Origin of the sequence: Comamonas sp. Z1, from assembly GCF_008121555.1 — a bacterium.
Taxonomy (GTDB): domain Bacteria; phylum Pseudomonadota; class Gammaproteobacteria; order Burkholderiales; family Burkholderiaceae_C; genus Comamonas; species Comamonas thiooxydans.
This window is the reverse complement of record NZ_VOQT01000007.1, coordinates 224,122-249,988: the sequence shown is the minus strand read 5'-3', so window position 1 is coordinate 249,988 and position 25,867 is coordinate 224,122. Positions and strand designations below refer to the sequence as shown.

At 55.7% G+C, this 25,867-nt stretch carries 18 protein-coding genes, 5 tRNA genes and 1 pseudogene; 13 read left to right on the top strand and 11 right to left on the bottom strand.

Going from position 1 to position 25,867, the window contains the following annotated elements; translation table 11 throughout:
- A pseudogene (locus FSY45_RS15140) lies at positions 1 to 120 on the top strand (IS5/IS1182 family transposase); the annotation flags it as partial.
- Here the strand turns inward: FSY45_RS15140 and FSY45_RS15135 are convergent.
- The 5 genes from FSY45_RS15135 to FSY45_RS15115 all read right to left on the bottom strand — a co-directional run bounded on the left by FSY45_RS15135 (position 86) and on the right by FSY45_RS15115 (position 7,504).
- On the bottom strand, positions 86 to 1,096 hold the full coding sequence (locus FSY45_RS15135) for an SMEK domain-containing protein (protein WP_052057721.1): 1,011 nt from the start codon (positions 1,094 to 1,096) through the stop codon (positions 86 to 88). The pseudogene FSY45_RS15140 and the gene FSY45_RS15135 sit on opposite strands and share 35 nt — an antisense overlap.
- Before the next feature lie 790 nt (positions 1,097 to 1,886).
- Positions 1,887 to 2,276 (bottom strand): hypothetical protein, encoded by a 390-nt coding sequence (locus FSY45_RS15130; RefSeq protein WP_034360123.1) that lies wholly within the window; start codon positions 2,274 to 2,276, stop codon positions 1,887 to 1,889.
- On the bottom strand, positions 2,273 to 4,261 hold the full coding sequence (locus tag FSY45_RS15125; RefSeq protein ID WP_131324761.1) for a hypothetical protein: 1,989 nt from the start codon (positions 4,259 to 4,261) through the stop codon (positions 2,273 to 2,275). The genes FSY45_RS15130 and FSY45_RS15125 overlap by 4 nt, the downstream gene beginning before the upstream one ends.
- Positions 4,261 to 6,033, bottom strand: a complete 1,773-nt coding sequence (locus FSY45_RS15120; RefSeq protein WP_131324763.1) for a hypothetical protein — start codon at positions 6,031 to 6,033, stop codon at positions 4,261 to 4,263. Before FSY45_RS15120 ends, FSY45_RS15125 begins: the two co-directional genes overlap by 1 nt.
- Complete coding sequence (locus tag FSY45_RS15115; RefSeq protein WP_034360125.1) at positions 6,026 to 7,504, bottom strand: site-specific integrase; 1,479 nt, start codon at positions 7,502 to 7,504, stop codon at positions 6,026 to 6,028. Before FSY45_RS15115 ends, FSY45_RS15120 begins: the two co-directional genes overlap by 8 nt.
- Before the next feature lie 595 nt (positions 7,505 to 8,099).
- Here FSY45_RS15115 and tig point away from each other — a divergent pair.
- From tig to FSY45_RS15070, 9 genes are all read left to right on the top strand, one after another.
- On the top strand, positions 8,100 to 9,410 hold the full coding sequence (tig, locus tag FSY45_RS15110; protein ID WP_003068908.1) for a trigger factor: 1,311 nt from the start codon (positions 8,100 to 8,102) through the stop codon (positions 9,408 to 9,410).
- A 133-nt stretch (positions 9,411 to 9,543) separates the two neighbouring features.
- Positions 9,544 to 10,152: an ATP-dependent Clp endopeptidase proteolytic subunit ClpP gene (gene clpP, locus FSY45_RS15105; protein ID WP_003068910.1), complete on the top strand. Its 609-nt coding sequence runs from the start codon at positions 9,544 to 9,546 to the stop codon at positions 10,150 to 10,152.
- A 176-nt stretch (positions 10,153 to 10,328) separates the two neighbouring features.
- Complete coding sequence (clpX, locus tag FSY45_RS15100) at positions 10,329 to 11,591, top strand: ATP-dependent Clp protease ATP-binding subunit ClpX (protein WP_003057503.1); 1,263 nt, start codon at positions 10,329 to 10,331, stop codon at positions 11,589 to 11,591.
- A gap of 155 nt (positions 11,592 to 11,746) precedes the next feature.
- On the top strand, positions 11,747 to 14,161 hold the full coding sequence (lon, locus tag FSY45_RS15095) for an endopeptidase La (RefSeq protein WP_034360129.1): 2,415 nt from the start codon (positions 11,747 to 11,749) through the stop codon (positions 14,159 to 14,161).
- A gap of 109 nt (positions 14,162 to 14,270) precedes the next feature.
- Positions 14,271 to 14,346: transfer RNA gene (locus FSY45_RS15090), tRNA-Gly, on the top strand.
- Positions 14,347 to 14,403: 57 nt separating this feature from the next.
- Positions 14,404 to 14,479 (top strand) — tRNA-Gly (locus FSY45_RS15085).
- 57 nt (positions 14,480 to 14,536) lie between these two features.
- A tRNA-Gly gene (locus tag FSY45_RS15080) sits at positions 14,537 to 14,612 on the top strand.
- A gap of 57 nt (positions 14,613 to 14,669) precedes the next feature.
- Positions 14,670 to 14,745 (top strand) — tRNA-Gly (locus FSY45_RS15075).
- 15 nt (positions 14,746 to 14,760) lie between these two features.
- Positions 14,761 to 14,834: transfer RNA gene (locus FSY45_RS15070), tRNA-Cys, on the top strand.
- Between the two features lie 164 nt (positions 14,835 to 14,998).
- Here FSY45_RS15070 and metE read toward each other — a convergent pair.
- Complete coding sequence (gene metE / locus FSY45_RS15065; protein ID WP_046461321.1) at positions 14,999 to 17,320, bottom strand: 5-methyltetrahydropteroyltriglutamate--homocysteine S-methyltransferase; 2,322 nt, start codon at positions 17,318 to 17,320, stop codon at positions 14,999 to 15,001.
- A gap of 128 nt (positions 17,321 to 17,448) precedes the next feature.
- On the opposite strand from metE, the gene FSY45_RS15060 reads away from it, so the two are divergent.
- Positions 17,449 to 18,372: a LysR family transcriptional regulator gene (locus FSY45_RS15060; RefSeq protein WP_004341389.1), complete on the top strand. Its 924-nt coding sequence runs from the start codon at positions 17,449 to 17,451 to the stop codon at positions 18,370 to 18,372.
- Between the two features lie 42 nt (positions 18,373 to 18,414).
- On the opposite strand, the gene FSY45_RS15055 is transcribed toward FSY45_RS15060, so the two are convergent.
- Positions 18,415 to 19,632, bottom strand: coding sequence for an MFS transporter (locus FSY45_RS15055; RefSeq protein ID WP_004341387.1), 1,218 nt, complete (start codon positions 19,630 to 19,632; stop codon positions 18,415 to 18,417).
- 150 nt (positions 19,633 to 19,782) lie between these two features.
- Here FSY45_RS15055 and FSY45_RS15050 point away from each other — a divergent pair, with 150 nt between their 5' ends.
- Positions 19,783 to 20,349, top strand: a complete 567-nt coding sequence (locus FSY45_RS15050; protein ID WP_004341384.1) for a TetR/AcrR family transcriptional regulator — start codon at positions 19,783 to 19,785, stop codon at positions 20,347 to 20,349.
- Positions 20,350 to 20,578: 229 nt separating this feature from the next.
- Here the strand turns inward: FSY45_RS15050 and FSY45_RS15045 are convergent, their stop codons facing one another.
- Positions 20,579 to 21,181, bottom strand: a complete 603-nt coding sequence (locus FSY45_RS15045; protein ID WP_004341382.1) for a DJ-1/PfpI family protein — start codon at positions 21,179 to 21,181, stop codon at positions 20,579 to 20,581.
- Between the two features lie 90 nt (positions 21,182 to 21,271).
- Between FSY45_RS15045 and FSY45_RS15040 the strand changes: the two genes are divergently transcribed.
- The gene (locus FSY45_RS15040; RefSeq protein ID WP_004341380.1) at positions 21,272 to 22,609 is read left to right on the top strand and encodes a PLP-dependent aminotransferase family protein; all 1,338 of its coding nucleotides are present in this window, start codon (positions 21,272 to 21,274) and stop codon (positions 22,607 to 22,609) included.
- 156 nt (positions 22,610 to 22,765) lie between these two features.
- Here FSY45_RS15040 and FSY45_RS15035 read toward each other — a convergent pair whose 3' ends face one another.
- The 3 genes from FSY45_RS15035 to FSY45_RS15025 form a co-directional block, all read right to left on the bottom strand.
- Positions 22,766 to 23,626: an oxaloacetate decarboxylase gene (locus tag FSY45_RS15035; RefSeq protein ID WP_004341379.1), complete on the bottom strand. Its 861-nt coding sequence runs from the start codon at positions 23,624 to 23,626 to the stop codon at positions 22,766 to 22,768.
- A gap of 129 nt (positions 23,627 to 23,755) precedes the next feature.
- The gene (locus FSY45_RS15030; RefSeq protein WP_034363672.1) at positions 23,756 to 24,757 is read right to left on the bottom strand and encodes a tripartite tricarboxylate transporter substrate binding protein; all 1,002 of its coding nucleotides are present in this window, start codon (positions 24,755 to 24,757) and stop codon (positions 23,756 to 23,758) included.
- Between the two features lie 75 nt (positions 24,758 to 24,832).
- Positions 24,833 to 25,807 (bottom strand): tripartite tricarboxylate transporter substrate binding protein, encoded by a 975-nt coding sequence (locus tag FSY45_RS15025; protein WP_004341375.1) that lies wholly within the window; start codon positions 25,805 to 25,807, stop codon positions 24,833 to 24,835.
- Between the last annotated feature and the right edge of the window lie 60 nt (positions 25,808 to 25,867).

Below are 25,867 nucleotides of genomic sequence, written 5' to 3'. Positions count from 1 at the left end.
TGGTTTGCAGGCTTTGGCAAGCTGCGCATTCGCTTTGAAAGGCGACTGGACATCCACGAAGCGTTGCTGAAACTGGCCGCTGCGATCATCTGTGCACGCTTCGTGGATCGGTGGTGTTAGCCGCTCTAAGTGCGCGCAGTTCTTGGTCGCTGAACATGCTCTTGAATGATGCGAACGCGTCGTCGTATCTTCCCAGCGGCCAAGTCAGACACAGCATGGGAACCTCGCCGCCTTCAACTTCGGGCACGTCAGCGAAAGCCCTCTGCGCGACCGCCTGGTACATCTCGGTGTGCGTTTGACGGCTCACCCGCAGAATCCCTTCCAGATTGACGGGCGAGATCTGGACAAAACTCCGAAGGAAGCTACTGGTCGTTTCTCCATTTGCAAGAGTGATGTAGATGTAACTACGGAGCCGCTCGCTCAGCGAGGTCAATCGCTCATAGCCTTCGGATAGATCCCTGAACACCCTGGGAGCATCTCCATCATCAGCCTCCAGGAAGTCGAGAAGCTTGCGAGCATTAACTGGTGGCTTTTGTGCGCGAATTTCCGCCCCCGCCAGAAGACTGTTTTCCGGGGCGAAAAATTGCATCACAGACGAGAGCTCGTGTTGCACATGGTCGGAGATCGCCTCAATGACATTGGCTGGCCTAAGCTCCATGTCACGCAAAAGATCGTCCACGTCGAGGATGTCCCTGCCGCCATCAAAGTCGAACCCCGCAGGGACATCAAAGTCGGCGGTGTACGCTTTCTTGCCCGTGAGTATCAGAAATACGAGCCGATCATATTTCGCGTTCAGGTTGTGACGGAAGAACGTATTGATCGTCTTCTTGATTTTGCCGGAGGAGTTTTCACCGGTGACTTGGACACAGATTCGCGATTGGTCATCTGCTAAGTCGATAGCAGGGTAGTTCGAACGTAGCGCGTTCGCGTTCACCAGATTCCAAGAATACGTTTGATTCAAGATGGATTCGAAAAAGCGCTCCGAGTTCTTGTATGCGTCGGTCGTTCCTCGAGATCCGCTCGATTTCAAGAGGTATCTCAACACCGAAAGCCCTGTGAGGATTGTCTTGAAGTGCTCTGCAGTCTTGAATGGCATAGCTTATGCTGTTTGTTTGAATGGCTGGAATATAGCGAATCGGCCTTGCCGGAAATTCGTCGCTACCGGGCAAAGGCAGTGTTTCCCTCAAGTTTGGCAAAGACACAAGACGGTGGCACTGTTTATCATGATCTGGTTTCTGCCAGAAAATGGTCATTTGAGCTTTAGACCTCCGGATGTCCAATGTTGCTCTGTGCAGACGCTAGAGCCTATCCAACACGAGTGAATGCGCTTTGCCTGCCCACCTCACCTGAGGTATGCCATCAAGGACCGCCTGTGGCCGAACTCAGTCGGTCACGAGCAGCAGTCCGGTTAGCCACAGCCGGCACAGGCGGTTAGTTCAACCGGAATATGCAGTAGACCACATGTGTGCGAGATCAGAGCTTTGCTACCTGTAGGCAGAGAGACAGGCCTGCATGGCCGTCATCACCTTGATAGAGGGTTGGTATAACCGGAGGTTGGGCTACAACCTCTGCCCCCAAAAATTTGAAAGGAGCGAGCAGACGCGCTTCAATCATCGCTACCATGACCCACGGCATGCTGACGGGCCCCCAGATGGTTTGAAAATCAAACTGCAAACCGTCCGCGGCACCAGGTCAACTTCAACTCCACTCGGTCAGCTGCAAGTTCTGCCCTGAGCCAAACTGAACTTTCTTCCCATACCGCCCGAGCACCCGCACCTATGGCTCGGTGGCATGGTAAACACGCCTGTGATTCGACGAAGGTAGAAGGTTTGCAAAGTGAGGCATACCGTGCACTTGCTCTCATACAAACACGAAGTAGATGCGCGCTAACGAACAGGTTTAAGCAACTGGTGAACAGTTGCCCTAGCTGGTCTGTATTCGGCGAGCTCCTTCTGTAAGTCAAACACCTGCCGCTCAAGGGAGACAACCTTCTGCAGAGCAATATCGTAGCTACGTTTGAGCTCCTGTAGTTCGTGATCCCTAGACTTAATTCTTGCCTCGAACTTGGGCGCCTTATGGGAGATCAACTTCTTGGATTGAATATCAATCACTCGATTGATTTCTGTTACCAGATCGGGAAAACGAGCCATTCTTACTGAGCCAGGCTTCTTTCCCGCCTCAATGGCCACGGCATTAATGGATACGGTGGCTTTATTGTCGATTAGTCGCTGTAGTGCAGCGTAATAATCCTGCTCCGTTTTAGTTCTTTCTGTCATTTTATTGCCTCACGCCCAATATTTAGCCTTGATTCAAAAATATCTATATCCTTCTGGGTTTGTTTGTAGTGCAAACTATTTGAAGGATATCTATCTCTAGTCTTATAGAGTAAGCGAAGTGCTTTCTCTGCTTTGGGAATACTATCTTTATCGCCGATGAATTCGGCGCAACCAAGACATTGTGAACCAAGTTGTGTAACGCTCGACTTGTCGCAGGGGTCAACTTTGGTACAGCCGCCCATTGGTCCTGGGCGATAACTAACTTCTCCTTTGATGAATGCTTTTTTTAGTAGCTCACGGTCTTTTAATATGGTAATTGTTCTACCGGCCTTGTGCGCTTGACGGATCCGTGTTCCTTCACCACCCCAGAGTTTGGACTGCTGTTTTACCACCTTTTCCTGGTACGAGAAAAATTGCGAGAGTCTTTGCTCAGTTTCTAGTGACTCCATGAAAAGAATTTGCCCTTTATGAGAGTCATTTTCAGTGTCATTAAGTATGAAATTCTTGGCAAAAATTGAATTTCTTCTATAATAGCTAGTCATGGCTGTTACTAAATGCTTGAACTGCAACTGCAAAGAGCCAATCGATACCAAGCCGGAGGACGCAAGGTAAACTGCAAGAGATCTACGACATTGGTGCGTTGTTAGTGGCCAAGGCTTTCCTAGCTGAATCTCGGATTGCCAGTTTCTAAAGCCATCGAATGTATAAAGTTCTGCTAAATCTTCCTCTGTGACGATTATTTCTGGAAAGAGTGAGCACCAATCCATCAATCTATCTCCGCTGAGCCCATCGGAAAATGGTGCATTGGCATGAAATGACTTTGCGAGGTGGGTTTTACCAAGTGGGAAAATAGTCGGGAAAAGTGGGTAATCAGTTGAGTGCAGCTCCCAATTATTCTGTATGGCTGCAATCTCTCCAATTGAACGGGCGACTTCAATTCCTATGTCAATTATGTTGCTGGTTATCCAGTATGTGCTGGTTGCGCCAGATCCAATTGTTTTCGACGTATAGCCTCTAATGATTTTTGCAGTTGAGCCTTTAACATTAAGAGGAGTTAAGCAGTCCCTATTCAGTGTGTTGACCTCTTGATCGCGCATGCCTGTGAATAGGTGTATCCAAATTTTGGCTGCATGCTGTACATTTCGGATGTAAAGATTCCATCTTTTCTTGTCTGTGAGTTGGTACTTTTCGCTCAAGCTTGTGAGGTCGAAGCCGCTGACGATGGCTTGATAGTTCCCTTCCCTCTTGTACCAGTGCTTAAAGCCAGATGCAGATGAATGCTGTTCTCCTCCATTTTCGAGTCCATTAACGGTGTACTTGTAGAATCCTTTAATTTCATCAAAATTAAATGTAAATTCTTGCAAATATTTTTCAATAGAATTGATGATTCCAGCGTAAATTCTTGTTGGAATTAGGGCCGTTTGTTTTACCCTCTCTTTAGGAATTGAGTTGGCAACACTTTTTAGAACTCCAGCTAGTTCAAAGTTGTCAGGTGCGATGACTAAGCAGCCGTGACCTGCTCGTATTTTAGTGAGTTCATTTACAACCGCAGCGATGTTGTCGGCTTCGCGTCGTTCAAGTGAAGATAGGCTCGCTGCAAGCCAATTAATGAGTTTTTTATCGTTCAAGGTCTCTTGGATACTGCGATTATTTGCCATTGCCCACTCTGCAATGGTGAATAGTGGGGATGGCCTAATACTACTCAAAGAACGAGAGGTTGGGGACCAATATATTCGCGCGTACGATAATATCTTGATCTCATTTACAATAGACTCTGGGAATCTACTTGCGTCAAATGTGTACTGGTTTTTATCACTTGCTATTGCTGAAAAATCCCAAGTGTTATCAGAAAATATGGATGCAATATTGCCGTGTTTGTTGTAGGAAATTATAGTATTTTCAGTAATATTGAGTGCCTCAGTTGGTGGAGGCATTCTGCGATCGGACTCGATATATTTATCAATATGAACTTGATAGAAACTCATTAGTTTATTACTCCTAATTCTAAGATTGCTTGGTAATAGTCCGTCCAAAAGTCATCAAGTCCCCCATGTTCTATTTCCTCGGAGATAGTGAGAATTTCATTCACCAAATTGGTGTTGAAGGTCTTCAGTTGCTCAAGGATTTCCTCTACTCTGTGTAGATAAGGAGCCCAGTCGGTTGACCAGTCGGTATGTGGTTTTGTTTGAGATAGTTCGTTCACTACGAAGGTGAAACTCAGTAGTTTTCTAATGTCTTCTTCATCCGCATGTACTGCATATTTTTCGCAGAATAGACAGGTTTCTTTGATGCTGCAATTTGGCTGGGGGGCAAATTTCGTGAATCCATTCGCGATTGACGGTGATAGTTGACTATCACTTTGACAAGAGCCAATTGATGTTTCAAGTTCTCGGTCTTCGTGGTCGATGATGGAAACAGGAATAAAGGATTTGCTTCTGGTTCTGGCTATTGCTGAGTCATAAACAGCTTGTAGTGCGAAACTTATCTCGGCTGCGGCATCTATTAGGCTTACGTTTGTATAATGCGATATCGCCGTTTTTACAGAATGCCCTTGCATTTCTGCAGATATAAATATATCGTTGTTGGATGCTTTTCCAAGCAACTTCGACTTGAAGCCTCTCCATTGTCGTGCAGTAATCCACTTGCACTCGTAGTGGTGCATTAAAAAAATGGCCGCGGGTTTTGTTGTATCAAGTAAATAGCTGGGGGCCGGTTTAATTAAATCCGAATTCCCCAGATATGGAAAAGCGAGGTTGCTATCGATGTTATTGCTTGATAACCAAGCATTGCGGATGTCGAGCCATTTAATCCAAATGTTTAAGTATTTTGATGCAAACTCTGGGTGAACAACTTTGTTTCCTGCTCTATATTTTATTCCAGACATTCTAGTATTTTTGTTGGTCTGTCCGAAAGAAAAATTTTCTATGGTAGCGTTCATCGCTACTTGTAGATTGGCCCCTGAAGCACCGATGAATGATAATAGAGCATAAACAATTGCTCTGTTGTATAGCTCATTCTTGGATTTTTGGTCGAATATATCGCTTGCAGAAAATAGTTGGCGTTTACTAATTTCTATATATTCAATATCTTTTTTTATCCAAATAGACCAAGTTTGATGAATAAAGTCGCAGAGTGCTGAATAGGTTTCGAGTCTGTCTTCATCGGATATTGGATTGTTTGTCAGGGTTTGTGAGAATAATTCTCTGTCAGAGTAGCGGATAGCAGTTGCCCAAAATTCAATTTTTTTGATGTGTTCATTTGCCATTAATGAACAAGCCAGTCTTGCAATTTTCTGTTCTTGAGAGGCAGAATTGTTAGTTAACTTGTCTGGTGTACCGGTTTTTAGCTTCAGTCGATGAAATAGCCACTTTGTGTAGCCTTCATAAGCGCGTCTAACATCTTGTACGTCGGAAAAATCTGTGTCGTAGGATTGTTCGTTAATCCAATTGATGAATTTAAGAATGCTAAGTACAGTTTTGTTTTTGCTTGATGACTTGTTTTCCGGTTTTAGGCGCAGGTGGTCGATAAGTTCACCAGTAAATCTAAGACGTCTTTTATCGAGAGTGCTTAGGTCTGTTAATCGAACGCTATCGGGAGTTCTGTGCTCGTATTTTGTTCGCTTATAGCATATGGCTCCAATGTCTACGGTCGATCCATCTTTAAAGCGAAAGATGCTTAAGTGCAACTCGGTTGGTTTTTTATCAGTGAACTCATCTTCAATGATATGTTTAATTTTTCTTGGAACTAGATCAATCATAGTTCAGAACGTCATTGGGAACGTATTTCATTAGTTCATCTTCAACCTTCATTTGTAGGTTGGACTTAAACTCTTGGGTTCGCCTGAAATTAAGGTATCTCATCGTTGTTCCGATGTCGGCATGGCTCATTCGCTCTTGAACTTGTTCAAGAACCCATTCGGTACCATAACGCGCCCGTTGGCCGCGCTTCTTCAAGTCCTCGTTGAGCAAGTCGACCCGCCTCAGTAGCGTTTCCAGGAGATTCATGCCGAATGTTGCTCTTAAGTCATGAAAGGTAAAAGACTTGAAATTTGGGTGTGTTTTTGCAATCCGTGGAAGCAGAGATCTATTAATGAAGCTCCAAATAGCTTGGCCATTGCGAGTTTTGACGTCAGCAGAGGTACCTCCATCAATGCTGACTCTCAAGTTAATTCTTTTATCCCGCCTGTCGATCTTTTCGTTCTTTGAAGTGATGTAAGGCTGCCCATCACTATTGATGAAAAGGTAGTTGGTCGGTGTATCTCCGTAGTAGCTTCTTAACCGCTTACTAATGGACTCAGGACTCTCCCAGTACTTAAGTAGAAGTTCACAAAGCTGCGCTGGTACGATGACTACTTGCGGCTTGCTGTTCTTGGTATCAACCAGATGCCCTGGGCCTCCGACGTGCACTAGATAGCGGTTATTGGCACCATCAAATATGGCGTCATGCAAGTTCTGGGCACGGAGGGTACATATTGTTTGCATGCGAGCGCCAGTCAGTATCGCCATGGCAAACATGAGTCGATATGTGGCGGAGGACGTTTTCAGATGCTCGATAAGAATATCCTGCTCGCTTTGTGACAGAGGACGTAGTTTTCCGCCGTCACTTATGTAGTCATCATCATGAGCTTTGGGTGGCTTTTTGATGGCCAGGTCCGTGCTGGTGATGGAGTAGGTCCTAGGCTTTAGATCCCAGCCAATAACCCTGATCAGAACCTCCCTCTCTTGCCAAGCAAGGTCTATTAGTTCATTGGAGAGGATGCCGTAGTCAACTAAGCCGCGATAGAACGCCACGATTGAAGACATTCGGCCAGACGCAGTGTTTGGCTTGATGGAGCCTTGGTTCACCAAATCTATGAGGTGCGCTCGATACTTGTAAGTCGGCCTGTTGAATTTCTGCTTCGCGTTGAACTGAAGTGGAGAGGTTTCGGACCCCGGCTTCTCTAGCCAGCGCAGGTAATGCAGCAGGTCGCCTGCCACGTTCTGCCAAGTCTTGGGTTCGTACTTGGCGCTGAACTCCAGTCTTTTCAGAAGATACATGTTGCCAAGCGTCCAAGGGAGTCCATTGCCTTGGATGAGGATTGGATAGTCGGGGTAGATGCCTTCCCCCATCTCGTTTGCAGGCTCATATGCAGCCTCGTTCGTGGACTCGTTGCGTCTCAGGGCAAGGACTCTCATGTCGTTGATGATGTGGCACCTTGCCACATCCCTATCCAAAATCTTCTTAGGCATCCTGCTATGTATTCAAGTCCAAGATGTACATAGTATGGGTTGTTTACCCTGATAGAATTCTTGCGATGTTTAGCCTGTGGTAGACGCACCAGGTTTAGGTCCTGACGGTGGCAACACCGTGCCGGTTCGAGTCCGGCTCCGCGCACCAGATACAGGCACTCTCTGCTGCCCAAGCCCGTAACCCCAAGCCGTTACGGGCTTTTTCTTTTCCTGCCTTGCTTTGCAGGCGCGGCGTCAGCTTTTAAGGCAAACCCCTGTAGGGCGATGGCGGAGCCTGCGCGGCGCCTCGTTATAATGGTCGGCTTCGCCTGTTTTTTTCTTTTCCTGCCTTGCTTTGCAGGCGCGGCGTCAGCTTTTAAGGCAAACCCCTGTAGGGCGATGGCGGAGCCTGCGCGGCGCCTCGTTATAATGGTCGGCTTCGCCTGTTCCTGATTTGAACAAATGCCTGGCGTCAGACGCTGGGGCAAATGACCGGGGCAGGCTCTGGAAATTTGTGGTGCCGCATGTCGTTGGGTATGCGCGCACTGTGACTTTGCGCAATACGGTGCGGGTTGCTTGGCAATCTGCACGGTCCTCATCCCTCTTAGGAAAAATCATGGCCGTTAACGTTGAAACTCTTGAAAAGCTCGAGCGCAAGATCACGCTGAGCGTGCCCCTGTCTGCGATCCAGTCTGAAGTTGATGCTCGCCTGAAGAAGGTGGCACGCACCGTGAAGATGGACGGCTTCCGTCCTGGCAAGGTGCCCATGAGCGTTGTGGCTCAGCGTTATGGCTACTCCGTGCAATACGAAGTGCTGAACGACAAGGTGGGCGAGGCTTTTGCCGCTGCCGTGAACGAAGCCGATCTGCGTGTTGCCGGTCAGCCCAAGATCACCGAGAAGGAAGGCGCTCCCGAAGGCGAAGCACAATTCGATGCCGTGTTTGAAGTCATGCCTGAAGTCAAGATCGGCGATCTGACTGCAGCCGAAGTGGAAAAGCTGTCCACCAGCGTGGACGACGCAGCCATCGACAAGACCGTGGACATTCTGCGCAAGCAGCGTCGCACCTTCACCGAGCGCGCTGCCGGTGAAGCAGCCGTGGACGGCGACCGCGTGACTGTGGACTTCGAAGGCAAGATTGACGGCGAGACTTTCTCCGGCGGCAAGGCTGAAGACTTCCAGTTCCTGGTCGGCGAAGGCCAGATGCTCAAGGAATTCGAAGACGCAACCCGCGGCATGAAGGCTGGCGAGTCCAAGACTTTCCCTCTGGCCTTCCCTGCTGACTACCACGGCGCCGATGTGGCTGGCAAGACCGCCGACTTCCTGGTGACCGTCAAGAAGGTGGAAGCTCCCAACCTGCCCGAAGTGAACGAAGAGTTCGTCAAGACTCTGGGTGTGGACGGCGGCTCTGTTGAAGCCCTGCGCGACGACATCAAGAAGAACCTGGAGCGCGAAGTGAAGTTCCGCGTTCAAGGCCGCAACAAGCAAGCCGTGATGGACGCCCTGGTGTCCGTGGCCGAGCTGGATCTGCCCAAGGCTTCCGTGCAAGCTGAAGTGGGCCGCCTGCTGGAAGGCGCACGCGCCGAACTGGAACAGCGCGGCATCAAGGACGCAGCCAAGGCTGAAATCCCTGAAGACATCTTCCTGCCCCAAGCCGAGCGTCGCGTGCGTCTGGGCCTGGTGGTGGCCGAGCTGGTCAAGACCAACAACCTGCAAGCCACTGCCGAACAGATCAAGGCTCATGTGGAAGAGCTGGCATCCAGCTACGAGAAGCCCGAAGACGTGGTGCGCTGGTACTTCGGCGACCGCAATCGTCTGGCTGAAGTGGAAGCCGTTGTGATCGAAAACAACGTGACCGAGTTCGTTCTGGGCAAGGCCAAGGTGACCGACAAGGCCGTTTCCTTCGACGAGCTGATGGGTCAAGCCTAAGGGCTGGATCTTTTGTCGGTGCTTGCCCTAGGCGAGTTCCGATAACTTGAATTGCGGGGCTTGTGCTTTTGCGCGCAAGCCCCATTTTCTTTTCAGAATGCGGCTACAGTAGGCGCATAGCACTGGAGAAAACATGAGCGCATTGGATACATTGGGTTTGGGCATGGTGCCCATGGTCATTGAACAGTCGGGTCGCGGTGAGCGCTCCTATGACATTTATTCGCGTCTGCTCAAGGAGCGCGTGATTTTCCTGGTGGGCGAGGTTAACGATCAGACCGCCAACCTGGTGGTAGCCCAGTTGTTGTTCCTGGAAAGCGAAAATCCTGACAAGGACATTTCCTTCTATATCAACTCCCCCGGCGGCAGCGTGACGGCAGGCATGGCGATTTTTGACACCATGAACTTCATCAAGCCTGATGTCTCGACGCTGTGCACCGGCATGGCGGCGAGCATGGGCGCTTTCCTGCTGTCGGCCGGAGCCAAGGGCAAGCGCTATGCACTGCCCAATGCCCAGGTCATGATTCACCAGCCTCTGGGCGGTGCACGTGGTCAGGCGACCGAAATCGAAATTCATGCCCGCGAAATCATCAAGACCCGCGAGCGCCTGAACAAAATACTCGCCGAGCGTACCGGTCAGCCCCTGGAAAAGATTCAGAACGACACCGAGCGCGACTATTTCCTTTCCGCCGATGAGGCTAAGGAATACGGCCTGGTCGACCAGGTAATCAGCAAGCGTTCCTGAAATGCATAGCACCGAGTCTCATGTCTGATTGGGATTGCGGGTGCTGGCAATGAAAAACCTGGGAGCTGCTGACTGGCTCCCGGGGCTTGCTCGGCGGCGTTTGTCCCTGATGGCCTACGCCGCCTTGTCTTTGGTTATCATTAATTTTCGTTTTTTCGTAACGAGGCACAGCCCCCATGGCCGATAAAAAAGGCTCTTCCACCGAAAAGAATTTGTATTGCACCTTCTGCGGCAAAAGCCAGCACGAGGTCAAGAAGCTGATCGCCGGCCCGTCCGTGTTCATCTGCGACGAGTGCATCGACTTGTGCAATGAGATCATTCGCGACGAACAGCCTGCCGCCGACGCCAAGGAAGGTCGCGGCGATCTGCCTACGCCCGCCGAAATCAAGGCCAATCTCGACAACTATGTGATCGGTCAGGAGCAGGCCAAGCGCACGCTGGCCGTGGCGGTCTACAACCACTACAAGCGCCTGAACCACAAGGACAAGGCCGGCAAGGACGATGTGGAGCTCAGCAAGAGCAATATCTTGCTGATCGGTCCCACGGGTTCGGGCAAGACCTTGCTGGCCCAGACGCTGGCGCGTCAGCTCAATGTGCCATTCGTGATGGCCGATGCCACCACGCTGACCGAGGCTGGCTATGTGGGCGAGGACGTCGAGAACATCATTCAGAAGCTGCTGCAAAGCTGTGAGTACGATGTCGAGCGTGCTCAGCGCGGTATTGTCTACATTGACGAGATCGACAAGATCTCCCGCAAGTCGGACAACCCCAGCATCACGCGTGACGTCTCGGGTGAGGGCGTGCAGCAGGCTCTGCTCAAGCTGATCGAAGGCACGATGGCCAGCATTCCTCCCCAGGGTGGACGCAAGCATCCGAACCAGGATTTTCTGCAGATCGACACCACCAATATCCTGTTCATCTGCAGCGGTGCGTTCGCTGGACTGGAAAAAGTCATCGAGAACCGCACCGAGGCTTCAGGCATAGGCTTTGGCGCTACCGTCAAGAGCAAGAAGCAGCGCTCCATCTCGGAGATGTTCCTCGAGATCGAGCCTGAAGATCTGATCAAGTTCGGCATCATTCCGGAGCTGGTGGGTCGTATGCCCGTGGTGACGGCACTGGCCGAACTCAGCGAAGAGGCATTGGTGCAGATCCTGACCGAGCCCAAGAATGCGCTGGTCAAGCAGTACAGCAAGCTGCTGGCCATGGAGGGTGTGGAGTTGGAGATCCGCCCTGCGGCCCTGAAGGCGATCGCCCGCAAGGCCCTGGCTCGCAAGACCGGTGCCCGTGGCCTGCGCTCCATCGTCGAGCAGGCGCTGATCAGCACCATGTTCGAGTTGCCGACCGCCGAGAATGTGGAAAAGGTAGTGGTGGAAGAAGCCACCATTGAAGACGGCAAGGAGCCGCTGCTGGTTTACCGCGAAGCGGCCAAAAAGGCCTGATACTGTGCTTGCGTGCAAGGCGGGCCCTCCAATGGGCTCGTTTTGTCGCCTGCGGCTGAAAGGCAATGCCCCTGAGGCGGCAAAAACAATTTGCCCCCAGGGGTTGAAATACACCGGTAAGCGGACCATCTACCGCTGAGAAACCGAGGATACCTATGTCTGGACAAACCCCTTTGCCTTCTACCGAGCTGGACCTGCCACTGCTGCCGCTGCGCGATGTGGTGGTGTTTCCGCATATGGTGATTCCGCTGTTCGTGGGGCGTGCCAAGAGCATCAAGGCTCTGGAGCTGGCCATGGAAGGCGACCGCCGCATCATGCTGGTGGCGCAGAAGACGGCCTCCAAGGACGAGCCTGCAGCGGAAGACATGTTTGATGTGGGCTGTGTCTCCACCATCTTGCAGATGCTCAAGCTGCCCGACGGCACCGTGAAGGTGCTGGTGGAAGGCCAGCAGCGCGCGCTGGTCAAGCAGGTTGCCGACGAAGAGTCTCACTTCACGGCATCTGTGACGCCCGTGGAGCCCGAAGGCGATGCCCATGAGCAAAGCGAAATCGAAGCGTTGCGCCGTGCCGTGACCCAGCAGTTTGACCAGTACGTCAAACTCAACAAGAAAATTCCTCAGGAAATCCTGACTTCGATCGCCAGCATCGACGATGCCGGTCGCCTGACGGACACCATTGCGGCGCACCTGCCTCTCAAGCTCGAGAGCAAGCAGGCGGTGCTGGATCTGGTGGACATCAAGGAGCGTCTGGAAAACCTGTTCGAGCAACTCGAGCGCGAAGTTGACATCCTCAACGTCGACAAGCGCATCCGTGGCCGCGTCAAGCGCCAGATGGAGAAAAACCAGCGCGACTTCTATCTGAATGAGCAGGTCAAGGCCATTCAGAAGGAGCTGGGCGAGGGTGAAGACGGTGCCGACATCGAGGAGATCGAGAAAAAGATCAAGCTCGCCAAGATGCCTGCCGATGCTCGCAAAAAGGCTGAGGCCGAGCTCAAGAAGCTCAAGCTGATGTCGCCCATGTCGGCTGAAGCTTCGGTGGTGCGCAACTACATCGAAGTGCTGACTGGACTGCCCTGGAGCAAGAAGACCAAGATCAAGCACAATCTGGCGAATGCCGAGGAAGTGCTGAACGAAGATCACTTCGGCCTGGAAAAGGTCAAGGACCGCATTCTTGAGTATCTTGCCGTGCAGCAGCGTGTGGACAAGGTCAAGGCGCCCATTCTGTGCCTGGTGGGTCCTCCCGGCGTGGGCAAGACCTCGCTGGGGCAGTCCATTGCCAAGGCCACAGGACGCAAGTACGTGCGCATGGCGCTGGGCGGCATGCGAGACGAGGCGGAAATTCGCGGTCACCGCCGTACCTATATTGGCGCCATGCCCGGCAAGGTGCTGCAGAGCCTGGAGAAGGTCGGTACGCGTAATCCTCTGTTCCTGCTGGACGAAATCGACAAGCTGGGCATGGACTTCCGTGGCGATCCTTCGAGCGCGCTGCTGGAAGTGCTGGACCCCGAGCAGAACAACAAGTTTGGTGACCACTACGTGGAGGTCGACTTCGACCTGTCCGACGTGATGTTTGTGGCGACCTCCAACTCCATGAACATTCCCTCGGCCTTGCTGGATCGCATGGAGGTGATTCGTCTGTCGGGCTATACCGAAGACGAAAAGACCAATATTGCCATCCGCTATCTGCTGCCCAAGCAGATCACCAACAACGGCGTGAAGGACGGCGAGCTGGAAGTGACCGAAGCCGCGATTCGTGACATCGTGCGCTACTACACCCGCGAAGCGGGCGTGCGTTCGCTTGAGCGCGAGCTGTCCAAGATTTGCCGCAAGGTGGTCAAGGGCTTGCAACTTGGCAAGCTTCAGCCCAAGGTGGAGGTGAATGCCGACAACCTCAATGAATATCTGGGCGTGCGCAAGTTCAGCTATGGCCGTGCCGAGCATGCCAATCAGGTGGGGCAGGTTGTGGGTCTGGCCTGGACTGAAGTCGGCGGCGATCTGCTGACCATCGAAGCCGCCACCATGCCAGGCAAGGGCGTCATTACGCGCACAGGTTCTCTGGGCGATGTGATGAAGGAGTCGGTCGAAGCTGCTCGCACCGTGGTGCGTAGTCGCGCTCGTTTGCTTGGTATCAAGGATGAAGCCTTCGAGAAAAAGGACATCCATGTGCACGTGCCTGACGGCGCTACACCCAAGGATGGCCCCAGCGCCGGTGCTGCGATGACGACAGCTTTTGTCTCGGCTCTCACTGGCATTCCCGTGCGAGCTGATGTGGCCATGACCGGTGAAATCACCTTGCGCGGTGAAGTCACGGCGATCGGCGGCCTCAAGGAAAAGCTGCTGGCTGCTCTGCGTGGTGGCATCAAGACCGTGCTCATTCCTGAAGAGAATGCCAAGGATTTGCAGGACATTCCCGATAATGTGAAGAGCGGTCTGGAAATCGTTCCTGTGAAATGGATCGATCAGGTTCTCAAGGTGGCGCTGGAGCGCGTGCCGGATCCCTTGACTGAGGAGGCTGTAGCTGCCGTGGCGTCCACCGATGCCAAGCCGGTAGAGGCGGCCATCAAGCATTGATGCTTGTTTTGTGAAAATTGTGGCGTTTTTTCTGGGAGGGCTCAGAACTGCGCTACAATTCATCCATCGCAGCAAACAACGTTGTACAATGTTGGGCTTCGGTAGATATGCGGGAATAGCTCAGTTGGTAGAGCGATACCTTGCCAAGGTATAGGTCGACGGTTCGAGCCCGTTTTCCCGCTCCAGGTTTTCAGAACCTGTAGCAATACAGGTTCGCATCAAAAGGTGAAAGCTTTTTGAATGCGGGAATAGCTCAGTTGGTAGAGCGATACCTTGCCAAGGTATAGGTCGACGGTTCGAACCCGTTTTCCCGCTCCAGGTTTTCAGAACCTGTAGCAATACAGGTTCTCATCAGAAGGCGAAGGCTTTTTGAATGCGGGAATAGCTCAGTTGGTAGAGCGATACCTTGCCAAGGTATAGGTCGACGGTTCGAACCCGTTTTCCCGCTCCAGGTTTTCAGAGCCTGTAGCAATACAGGTTCGCATCAGAAAGCGAAGGCTTTTTGAATGCGGGAATAGCTCAGTTGGTAGAGCGATACCTTGCCAAGGTATAGGTCGACGGTTCGAACCCGTTTTCCCGCTCCAGGTTTTTGTGATAGCGGCGCGATAGCAAAGCGGTTATGCCCCGGATTGCAAATCCGGTTAGACCAGTTCGACTCTGGTTCGCGCCTCCAAACTTGTGGCACAAGCCCTGCAGATGAAAGTCTGCAGGGCTTTTTGCTTTGTGCGCTTGATGCCGAATCTGCGTCACCCGATTCAACTGCGGCCGTGCATTTCGGTATGAAAAAGCCCAGGGCATGCCTGGGCAACTAGGAGAAGGCTGGAGCGCCGCCTGCTTTCAGGCGGATTCGGCTACTTTGACAGACCGGCGCAATGTTCTGGCAGCCTCCACCATGTGCTGCAGTGCAGGAATCACTTCGGCCCACTGACGTGTCTTGAGGCCGCAGTCGGGGTTGACCCAGAGGCGTTCGGCGGGAATGCGTTCTGCTGCTTTCTGCATGAGCTGCACGATGCCTGCCTTGGTGGGAATATTGGGAGAGTGGATGTCATAGACGCCCGGGCCGATCTCATTGGGGTAATCGAAGTGCTCGAAGGCCTCAAGCAACTCCATGTCCGAGCGCGAAGTCTCTATGGTGATCACATCGGCGTCCATGGCTGCAATGGACGCAATGATGTCGTTGAACTCCGAATAGCACATATGGGTGTGAATCTGGGTTTCATCGGCAACGCCATTGGCGCTGATGCGGAAGGACTCCACGGCCCAGTGCAGATATTCCTTCCATTGTGATTTGCGCAATGGCAAGCCCTCGCGCAATGCAGCCTCGTCGATCTGGATCACGCGCACGCCGGCTCTTTCCAGATCCAGCACTTCCGCGCGAATCGCCAGAGCCAGCTGATAGCAGGATGTGGCGCGCGGCTGGTCATCGCGCACGAATGACCAGTTCAGGATGGTGACCGGGCCTGTCAGCATTCCTTTCACGGGTTTGCGGGTCAAGGACTGGGCGTACTGGATCCATTCCGTCGTCATGGCCTTGGGGCGGCTGATGTCGCCGAACAGAATGGGCGGCTTGACGCAGCGTGAGCCATAGGACTGCACCCAGCCGAACTGGCTGAAGGCATAGCCATCGAGCTGCTCGCCGAAATATTCGACCATGTCGTTGCGCTCGGCCTCGCCATGCACCAGAACGTCCAGCCCCAGAGCCTCCTGCTCTCGCACGCAGCGTTCAATCTCGGCACGCATGGCGCCTTGGTAGCGGGCGAAATCCAGGCGACCGGCCTTGAATTCGCTGCGCGCCTGGCGTATCTTTGCCGTCTGGGGAAAAGAGCCGATGGTGGTGGTCGGGAAGGCTGGCAGCTTGAGCAGCCGGGCTTGCTTCGGAGAGCGCGCTTCGTAGCTGCTCTGGCGTTGGCCCAACTGGGAGCTGATCTGCTTGACCGCAGCTTGCACGGCAGGGTTGTGGACGCGATGCGATGTGCGGCGCGCGGCCAGAGCAGAAGCGTTGTCGGCCAATTCGGCTGTGACAGCATCTCGGCCATCGCGCAAAGCCTTGCCCAGCACGCGTAGCTCATCCAGTTTTTGCAGAGCATAGGCCAGCCAGGATTTGATGTCGGCATCCAACTTTTGTTCGCTGTTCAGATCCACGGGTACATGCAGCAAGGAGCAGGATGGCGCAATCCAGAGACGGTCGCCTAGGCGCTCTGCCAGCGGCTCCACCCAGTCCAGCACGGCATTCAGATCGGTTTTCCAGATATTGCGGCCGTTGATCACGCCCAGAGACAGCACCTTGTGCGCGGGCAGCAGCCCCAGCAACTGTTGCACATCGTCCTGGCCGTTGATGGCATCGATGTGCAGGCCGGCTACGGGCAGGTTTGCTGCCAGATATTTGTTTTCAGCCAACTGGCCGAAATAGGTCGCCAGCAGCAGCTTGACCCTGCAGCTCTTGAGGTGGTGGTAAGCAGTGTTGAACGCATGTTGCCAGTCGGCATCGAGTTCGGTGACCAGGATGGGCTCATCCATCTGCACCCATTCCACACCCTGGGTCGCCAGCGCATCCAGTAGTTGGGCATAGACGGGCAGCAGCCGCTGCAGCAGCTCCAGCTTGCTGGTGCCGTCCTTGGCCTTGCCCAGCGCCAGATAGGTGACGGGGCCTATGAGGACGGGTTTGGCCTGGATGCCTTGTGTCCTGGCTTCGGCCAGTTGTTCCAGCAGGCGCGACGCATCGAGCTTGAATTCGGTGGTCGAGCTTAACTCGGGCACGATGTAGTGGTAGTTGGTGTCAAACCACTTGGTCATCTCGGCTGCGGCGATGCCAGCGCAGCAGTGGGTGTGGCCGGTACTAGGGGATTCGGTCGCGACCGCCGAACGACCACGGGCCACACGAAAGTAGTTGTCCAGCGCATCGCCTTCAAAGCCTTGCACCCGTTCGGGCAGATTGCCCAGCGTAAAGCTCATGTCCAGTACTTGGTCGTAGAACGCGAAGTCACCCACAGGCACCCAGTCCAGCTCTTGCTGCGCGGTCCAGTGGCGTTGGCGCAGCTCGGCGCCCAGCGCCTTGAGCGCATCGCGCGAGGTCTCGCCTCTCCAGTAGGACTCCAGCGCAAACTTCAGTTCGCGCTTTGCGCCGATGCGAGGAAAGCCCAGGTTGTGAATAGTCGTCATGCAGAAATCCAGTCTTGTGATCTTCGGCCCATGGCCAGAGTGGCTCGGGTCAGCGGACTGGATGTTCCTGGAATCGATACATGAAGTAAAATGGTTGTTTCTCATGTATCCATGAATTGTGTTCACAGATGATTGAGCGTATCCATCTCGCCATCGTGCAAGAGGTTGAAAAACAAGGTTCTTTGACTGCGGCAGCTGATGTGCTGTGCGTCACACAGTCCGCCCTGAGCCACAGCATGAGAAAGCTGGAAGCCCAACTCGGCACCGATGTCTGGTTGCGTGAAGGGCGCAGCCTGCGCCTGACGCAGGCGGGTCAATACCTGCTGGCAGTGGCCAATCGCGTGCTGCCTCAGCTGGATCTGGCCGAGTCGCGTTTGCAGCAATTTGCTCTGGGAGAGCGCGGCAGCTTGCGCATCGGCATGGAATGCCATCCCTGCTACCAGTGGCTGCTGAAAATCGTCTCACCCTATCTGGCCGCCTGGCCCGACGTGGATGTGGACGTGAAGCAGAAGTTCCAGTTTGGCGGCATCGGTGCGCTGTTCGGCTATGAGATCGACATGCTGGTCACGCCCGATCCGTTGTTCAAGCCGGGTCTGCATTTCGAGCCCGTTTTTGACTATGAGCAGGTGCTGGTCGTGGCTGCGGATCACGCCTTGGCCCGGGTCGACCATGTCAAGCCCGGCGATCTGTCTCGCGAGGTGCTGATTACCTATCCCGTGGCCGTGGATCGGCTCGACATCTATACCCGGTTTTTACTACCCAAAGGCATTGCCCCCAGGCGCCATAAAACCATAGAGACCACCGACATCATGATGCAGATGGTCGCCAGCGGGCGGGGCGTCGCGGCTCTGCCGCGCTGGCTGGCTCTGGAATATGCCGAAAAGATGGCAGTCGTACCCGTGAAGCTGGGCAGCAAGGGCATAGCCAAGCAAATCTACCTCGGCGCGCGTGAGGCAGAGTTGCATACCGACTATCTGCAGGCCTTTATTGCGCTGGCACGAGCACCTGGTCTGGCTCTGCCGGCTGCCGCATCCGCGCAGGACGACTCTTGAGAAGAGCGGCAGCCGACGGCTGAATAAGCAATAGCGGCTGACTCACATGTTGATGGCCGTCATGCCCGGTGCGGATGCACGGTCGGCTTGCCGTCCGGCTTGCACGCCCCACAGCCACATGGCGCCGCCCGCCAGCAGCGTCAGCACAAACGATTGCTGTGCGCCCCAGTGGTCTATCAGCCAGCCGGCAGCGGCAGCGCCCAGGGCCACACCGCTGGCGAGGCCAGTCAGCAGCCAGGTCATGCCCTCGGTCAGTCGGTTTGCTTGTACCTGCTGCTCCACCAGACTCATGGCCACGGTAATCGTCGGGCCAAAGGTAATGCCTGCCAGCAGAACGGCCAGCGTCAGTGCCGTCAGATTGCTGGCCAGCAACAGGGGCAGGGCGGAGATGGCGACCGATGCCCCGACCCAGACGATCTGGCGGCTGAGCGGCATCTGCAGGCGTAGCGTGCCAAACAGCAAGCCCATGGCGCAGGAGCCCAGCGCATAGAAGGACAGCACCACACTGGCCATGCCGGGCTGGCCCTGAGCTGTGGCGAAGGCCACGCTGGCCACATCGATCACGCCCACGATGACGCCTTGTGCCAGCATGAACAGCGCCAGCGTGCGCACCACGGGCTGGCGCAGCATCGACGAAGCCCTGCCTGTTTCCGAGCTGGTATGGGGGCTGACAGGTGGTTCGGTACGGCGTTGCACCACAAACAGGCCTACGCCTATGATGAGGAACAGCGCTGCTGCCAGCGGGCCGGCCTCGGGGAACAGCAGCATGCTCAGACCCACCGACAGCGGTGGGCCGACGATAAAGGCCAGGTCGTCGAGCACGCCTTCCAGTGCAAACGCGGTCTGCAGCTGAGGCGTTCCACTGTAGATCGCCGTCCAGCGGGCGCGGACCATGGCCGGCATGCTGGGCAGGCTGCCGACGGCAGCGGCCAGTACCAGCAGCAGCCAGTCCGGCCCCTGCCAGTGGGCGCAGGCCAGAAGGGCCAGCATCGACAGCGCACTGCTGGCGGCCGCAAACGGCAGCACCCTGAACTGGCCGTAACGGTCAACCAGCGCCGAGATGCGCGGTGCCAGAACGGCAATCGACAGCGCGAAACAGGCCGACACCATGCCTGCCAGCGTGTAGGCGCCGCGCTGCTGCGACAGCATGGTGATCAAGCCAATCCCTGTCATCGACAGCGGCAGTCGCGCCAGCAGCCCGGCCAGCACAAAGCCCGTGCTGCCCGGCGCCGTAAACAGCTTGCGGTAAGCATTCAACATGGAAACCCTTGAATAGATTCATTTGCATACATCGTGTATGCGAGTGACATTCTAGGAGCTTGGGATGTAGCGCGTATGATTGGCATACGCTTTGTATGTGAATATTGCCGGGAGTTCGCAGTGACCCAAGTTCGCCAGAGTCGTGCCAGCATGATCGAAGCCACGCGGGCCAAGCTGATCAGTGCTGCGCGCAGCGCTTTCGCCCAGCATGGCTACGCCCAGGCCGCCATGGACGAGCTGACCGCGCAGGCCGGTTTGACGCGCGGCGCGCTCTATCACCACTTTGGTGGCAAGCCCGGCCTGCTGGCTGCCGTGGTGGCCCAGATGGATGAAGAAATGGACCAGCGGCTGGAGCTTGTGCTGCGAGGCCATGACGATCCATGGGAAGGCTTTCTGGCCTATTGCCGCGCCTATCTGGCCATGGCGCAGGAGGCAGAAATTCGTCGCATCGTGCTGCAGGATGCACGCTCTGTGCTCACTGGCACCGACCAAGGTCAGCAGCACCAGCAATGCATTGCTTTTATCGCCGGTTTTTTGCAGCAGCTCATCGACGAGGGGGTGATCGTGAATGCCAGTGCAGCGGCGCTGGCAAGGTTACTCAACGGCTGCCTGATTGAAGCGGCTTTCTGGATTGCCGAGGAGGGTGCTCCACCCGAGCGCCTGAACGAGTCCTTGCAGGCGCTGGATTTGATGCTGCAAGGCTGGAAGGCGGCCTGAGCCATTGTCAGAGCCGTGCCTGCTGTGCCTTGCCTGCAGCAGCCAGAATGAGGATCGTTTTGACTGCCAGGGTGTTCTCAAGCTGAGGACATCAGCGATTTTGTGCAAGCGAACAATCCGGAATTTGCAAAGAGTCCGGGCTCGGAGGCTTTACCGGGACCGGCGACCGGCCGCATTCGAGTTGTCTGAGGTCTTCAGCGCGCTTCCGCGATCACGCTGATGCAGCAAGTCAGGCCGGCAGGTAAGGCGAGATATTGGCGATGGCCCGGGCCATATAGACATCTTTTTCACCCACAGGGGCCACGTAATGCAATGCGCTCCTGGCGGCCTCGATCCCCTCGACACGGGCAATAAGCCAGGTGGCGAGGTATTGCGCAGCCAGGCAACCTCCAGCGGTAGCCACATTGCCGTTTGCGAAGAATGGTTGCTCCAGTACGCGAATGCCAGCCTCTTCAACCCAGGGCCTGGTTGTCAGGTCGGTACACGCCATCACGCCATCCAGCAAGCCGAGCTTGGCCAGTATCAGCGTGCCGGAGCACTGTGCAGCAATCAGTTGCCGTGCAGGGTCCAGCCTGAGTCTCGACATGAGGTCGGCATTGCGCGCGACCTCACGCGTTTGCATTCCACTGCCCACGATGACCGCATCTGCAGCACTCGCGTCCTCCAGAGTGGCCTGGGCTTCGATGACCACTCCGTTCATTGACTTGACGCGTGCGCTCGGGCAGGCAATCGACACCCGCCAGCCGGGTCGCTTGATGCGGTTGAGTATGCCTAGAGAAATGAGTGAGTCGAGCTCGTTAAAGCCTTCGAAAGTCAGGATTGCGATATGCATTGGGATGTTCCGGATGTGAACTTGTATCAATGCTCATGCTAGAGATGAGGTCCAATACACTCAAATAATTGTCATGGATACAGGTTCTATATGCCGATTGCCCGATACAAGCAGCTGGTGGACCAGCTAGCCTCGGAAATTCGCGAAGGCCGGCTGGCACCGGGCACACGCCTGCCCACCCACCGGCAACTGGCATCCCGGGAGGGACTGGCCCTGGTTACGGCGACTCGTGTCTATGCCGAACTGCAGGCCATGGGCCTGGTCAGCGGCGAAACGGGGCGAGGAACTTTTGTGCGCGAAACCGCGCTGCCACGTGGCCTCGGTATCGACCAGCATGCCGCTGCGGTAGGCATGCTGGACCTGAACTTCAACGCTCCTGCTCTTCCTGGCCAAGCCGAGTTGTTGCGCTCCGCATTGCGTCAACTTGCCGCCAGTGGAGATTTGGAGGCACTGCTGCGCTATCAGCCGCACGGAGGCCGGGCCCATGAGCGAGCTGCTATCGCCCTATACCTTGAAAACCGTCGGCTGACGGTTCCTGCCGAGCAGGTGCTTATCGTGGATGGAGCGCAGCATGGACTCGCAAGCACGGCCATGGCATTGCTGCAACCGGGCGATGTAGTGGCTGTTGATGCTTTGAGTTACCCGGGCTTCAAGGTGCTGGCGCAACAGCTGAGGCTTGAGCTGATTGCCATTCCGGCAGCTGGTTCGGGGCCGGATCTCGATGCGCTGGAGTTGCTGTGCCAACGCCGCAAGGTGCGCGCGGTCTATGCAATGCCGACTCTCCATAACCCGCTTGGATGGGTGATGAGCATCAACCGACGTCATGCATTTGCAGCGTTGATCCGTCGCCATGGCCTGTTGCTGATCGAAGATGCCGCGTATGCGTTTCTTGCTCCGGATGCACCACTGCCCATGGCCGCACTGCTGCCTGAGTCCACGGTATATGTCTCAGGCTTTTCCAAGAGTGTCGCCACGGGTTTGCGGGTGGGCTTTGTGGCTGCGCCGGCAGCCTGGATATCTCGGATAGAACGAGCTATACGCGCAACGACCTGGAACACCCCCGGCGTCATGACCGCCATGGTTGTGAATTGGCTGAGAGACGGGACGGTTGCCAGGCTGGAAGCTCAGAAGCGAGAGGACGCCCAGATGCGTCAGAAACAGGTGACGCAGGTCTTCAAGGGGCTGCCCTGTATGTGCCACCCCAGTTCGTATTTTGTCTGGCTCCCCATGCCTGACGAGCTGAGGGCTGATCAGGTCGCGATGGCGCTGCAGACGGCAGGAATTTCCGTGTCAACGGCCGAACCCTTCGCCACTGGCGTGCAAGTGCCGCAAGCACTGCGGCTGGCCTTGGGTTCGGTGTCGCTCGAAAAACTTCGGCATGCCTTGATGCGGGTCAGGCTGGTGCTCGATGGGGCCACGCTGCGCTAGAGGATGACGCCCAGAGCTCCCTGCGCATCCGGTTTCGAGGCCGTAGTCGAGGGAGTGAATGCTGCCGGCCATGGTCACACCGGCCTGAAAACATGGCGTGCGGCGCCTGATGTATCAATGCTGCACGCGATTCAGGCGCTGGGTCCGGAGACCGGATTACTGGTACTTTTGCTCCAGCCCATCCCAGAAGTCCTTGTTCACCAGCCGCTGGCGTTCAAGGAAGGGGGCGACGATGGCAGGGTCCTCATCGACCTTGTGATCGTCGCGCAGCAGGGTCAGGCACTTTTGCATGCCGGCCACGGCCCCTTGAAGTGCGGCATTGGCGTAGAGCACAAAGCCATAGCCCAGCTCGCCCAGTTCATCGGCGTTGAAGATGGGGGTCTTGCCGCCAATGACCATATTCATGAGCTGGGGAGCTTGCAGGCGCTGAGGCAGGGCGCGCACTTCTTCGGCCTGGGTGACGGCCTCGACAAACAGGATGTCGGCGCCGGCTTCCTGAAACTGCTGGGCACGCTCGATGGCGGCTTCGAAGCCGTGGATGGCGGCCGCGTCGGTACGGGCCATGATGAGAGTGCCGCTGTCGCGGCGCGCATCGACGGCGGCCTTGATCTTGCCCAGCATTTCGTCGGTTTCGATCACGGCCTTGCCATTGAAGTGGCCGCAGCGCTTGGGGCTGACCTGGTCCTCGAGCTGAATGCAGTCGGCACCGGCGCGCTCCAGTGTGCGCACGGCGTGGTAGGTGTTGACGGCATTGCCGAAGCCGGTGTCGGCATCGACCAGCAGCGGCACTTCCACGGCGTCGCGGATGCGGGCCGTATGGTCGGCGATATCGCCGAGACCCATGAAACCCTGGTCGGGCATGCCGAACCACATATTGGTCACGCCGGCACCGGTCACATAGATGGCTTCAAAGCCCAGATCGGCAATCAGCCGCGCCGACATGGCGTTGAATGCACCGGGAACGATGACGCCACGGCGGGCATCGGCCAGGGCTTTGAGTTGTTGTTTGGGGTTCATGAGATTTCTTGATAAAAAAGACTCTGATGCTTATCTGCCCTGCGCGGCCGGCTGTCAGCCTTGACGAGTCAGGGCGCTGCCTGGCAGCAGCTGCCTCGCGCCCAGGGCGGCGAAGCAGCTCAGGGGGAATCAGTCCAGCGAAATATTCGCGTTCTTAATCACGGGCCCCCACTTGGCGCGCTCGGCTTCAAGATATTTGCCATAGGCCTGGGGTGTGCCGCCCATGATCTGGCCGCCGCTGCTTTCGATCATCTGGCGCAGAGACTTGTCGGTCTTGAGCGCTTCGTTGACGGCCTGGTTGAGCTTGGCCACCACGGCGTCGGGCGTGCCGGCCGGCGCAATCATGCCCAGCCAGTTGTACGACTCAAAGCCCTTGACCCCGGCTTCGTCCAGCGTGGGCACCTCGGGCAGCACGGCCAGGCGTGTCTTGCTGGAGACGGCCAGGGCATTGATCTTTTTGGCTTTGATGGAGGGCAGGGCCGAGTAGCCCATCTCGAACATCATGGCCAGATGGCCGCCCATGAGGTCGGTGGCTGCCAGCGAGCCGCCCTTGTAGGGCACATGGGTCAGCTGGGTCTGGGTCTGGTAGGCCAGCAGCTCGCCCGACAGATGATGGGCCCCGCCCACGCCCGAGGATCCATAGGTCAGATCGCCAGGCTTGGCCTTGGCATGGGCCAGCAGTTGCTGCACGCTCTTGAAAGGCTGATTGGGAGCGGTGGTCAGAAACAGGGGGGCTTGCTCGATGAGGATGATGGGCTTGAACGCCGTCTTGGCGTCATAAGGCATCTTCTTCATCAGCATGGGGTTGGTGACCAAAGGGCCGGGTGAGCCGAAGCCGAAGGTGTGGCCGTCGTTGGCCTTGGCGATGGCGTCCGTGCCCGTTACGCCACCGGCACCGCCGCGGTTGTCGATGATCACGGGCTGGCCCAGCACCTTGCCCAGCGAGTCGGCAATCAGGCGTGCGCGGGTGTCGGCATAGCCGCCTGCCGCATAGGGCACGATGAGCTTGACGGTACGGGTGGGCCAGGCTTCAGAGCCCTGGGCCAGAGCGGCAGAGGGGCCGCCCAGCAAGGCGGTGGTGGCGGCAGCGCAGGCAGTGGCGCGCAGCAAGGCGTTTCTACGGGAAATCATGAATCAGCTCTCAGTACTATTTTCAGGCTTCAGCGTATATGGGGTATACGCTGGATGCTATGTTTTTTGTGAATCTCACTTTTCCTGCATATGAGCTGCCTTGACGATCTCGCCCAGGCGCTTGCGCTCGGCATCGGCAAACTTCACGAATTCCGCACGTGTGCCGCCGACCGGCTCGATGCCCAGTCCCTTGAGCTTTTCGACGGTGGCAGGCTCCTTCATGGCCTTGTCCACGGCGGCTGCCAGCTTGTCCAGAATGGCGGGCGGTGTGCCCTTGGGGGCATGAATGCCGGCCCAGTGCGCGATCTGCAGATCCGCAAAGCCTTGCTCCACAGCAGTGGAGAGCTGGGGGTAGGCCGAGATGCGCTGGGTCCAGGTCGTGGCCAGAGGCTTGAACTTGCCCTCGTGAATGATGTGCGGCAGCGCGATGATGCTGGCTTCGGACGTGCCTTCGACCTGGCCGCCCAGCACGGCCGTGGTGCTCTCCGAACCGCTCTTGTAGGGCACGGGCTGCAGCTTGGCACCGTATTTCACATTCAGCATCTCGGCCACGAAGTGAGGCGTGCTGCCCGTGCCGGCGGTGGCAAAGTTGAAGCCTGCGCCCTTCTTCGAAGCTTCGACGAAGTCGCGCAGATTGTTATAGGGCGCGTTCTTGGGCACTACGATCACCGAAGGTGCGAGGCCAATCATCACCACGGGCTGCAGTGCATCATCCTTGAAAGGCATGGTCTTCTTGATCATGCTGTTGGAGATGACGCCTGCCGCGCTGACCAGCAGCGTGTAGCCATCGGGCTGGGCCTTGGCCACGATATCGGCACCCACTGTGCCACCTGCGCCGGGGCGGTTGTCGATCACCACGGGTTGGCCGAGGATCTTGGAAGCGCCTTCGGCCGCCGAACGGGCCATCAAGTCATTGGCGCCGCCTGCGGAAAACGGTACCACGAGGCGAATCGGGCGCGTGGGCCAGTCGGCGGCCTGGGCCAGGCCAGCTGCGCCCAGCACGGAAAGAGTCAAGGCCTGGACAACAAGATTGCGACGGTTCAAAAACATGGATATCTCCTGGATCCAAATCCCTATTGGTATGGGCTGTTGCCGCAAGCACTGTGCCAG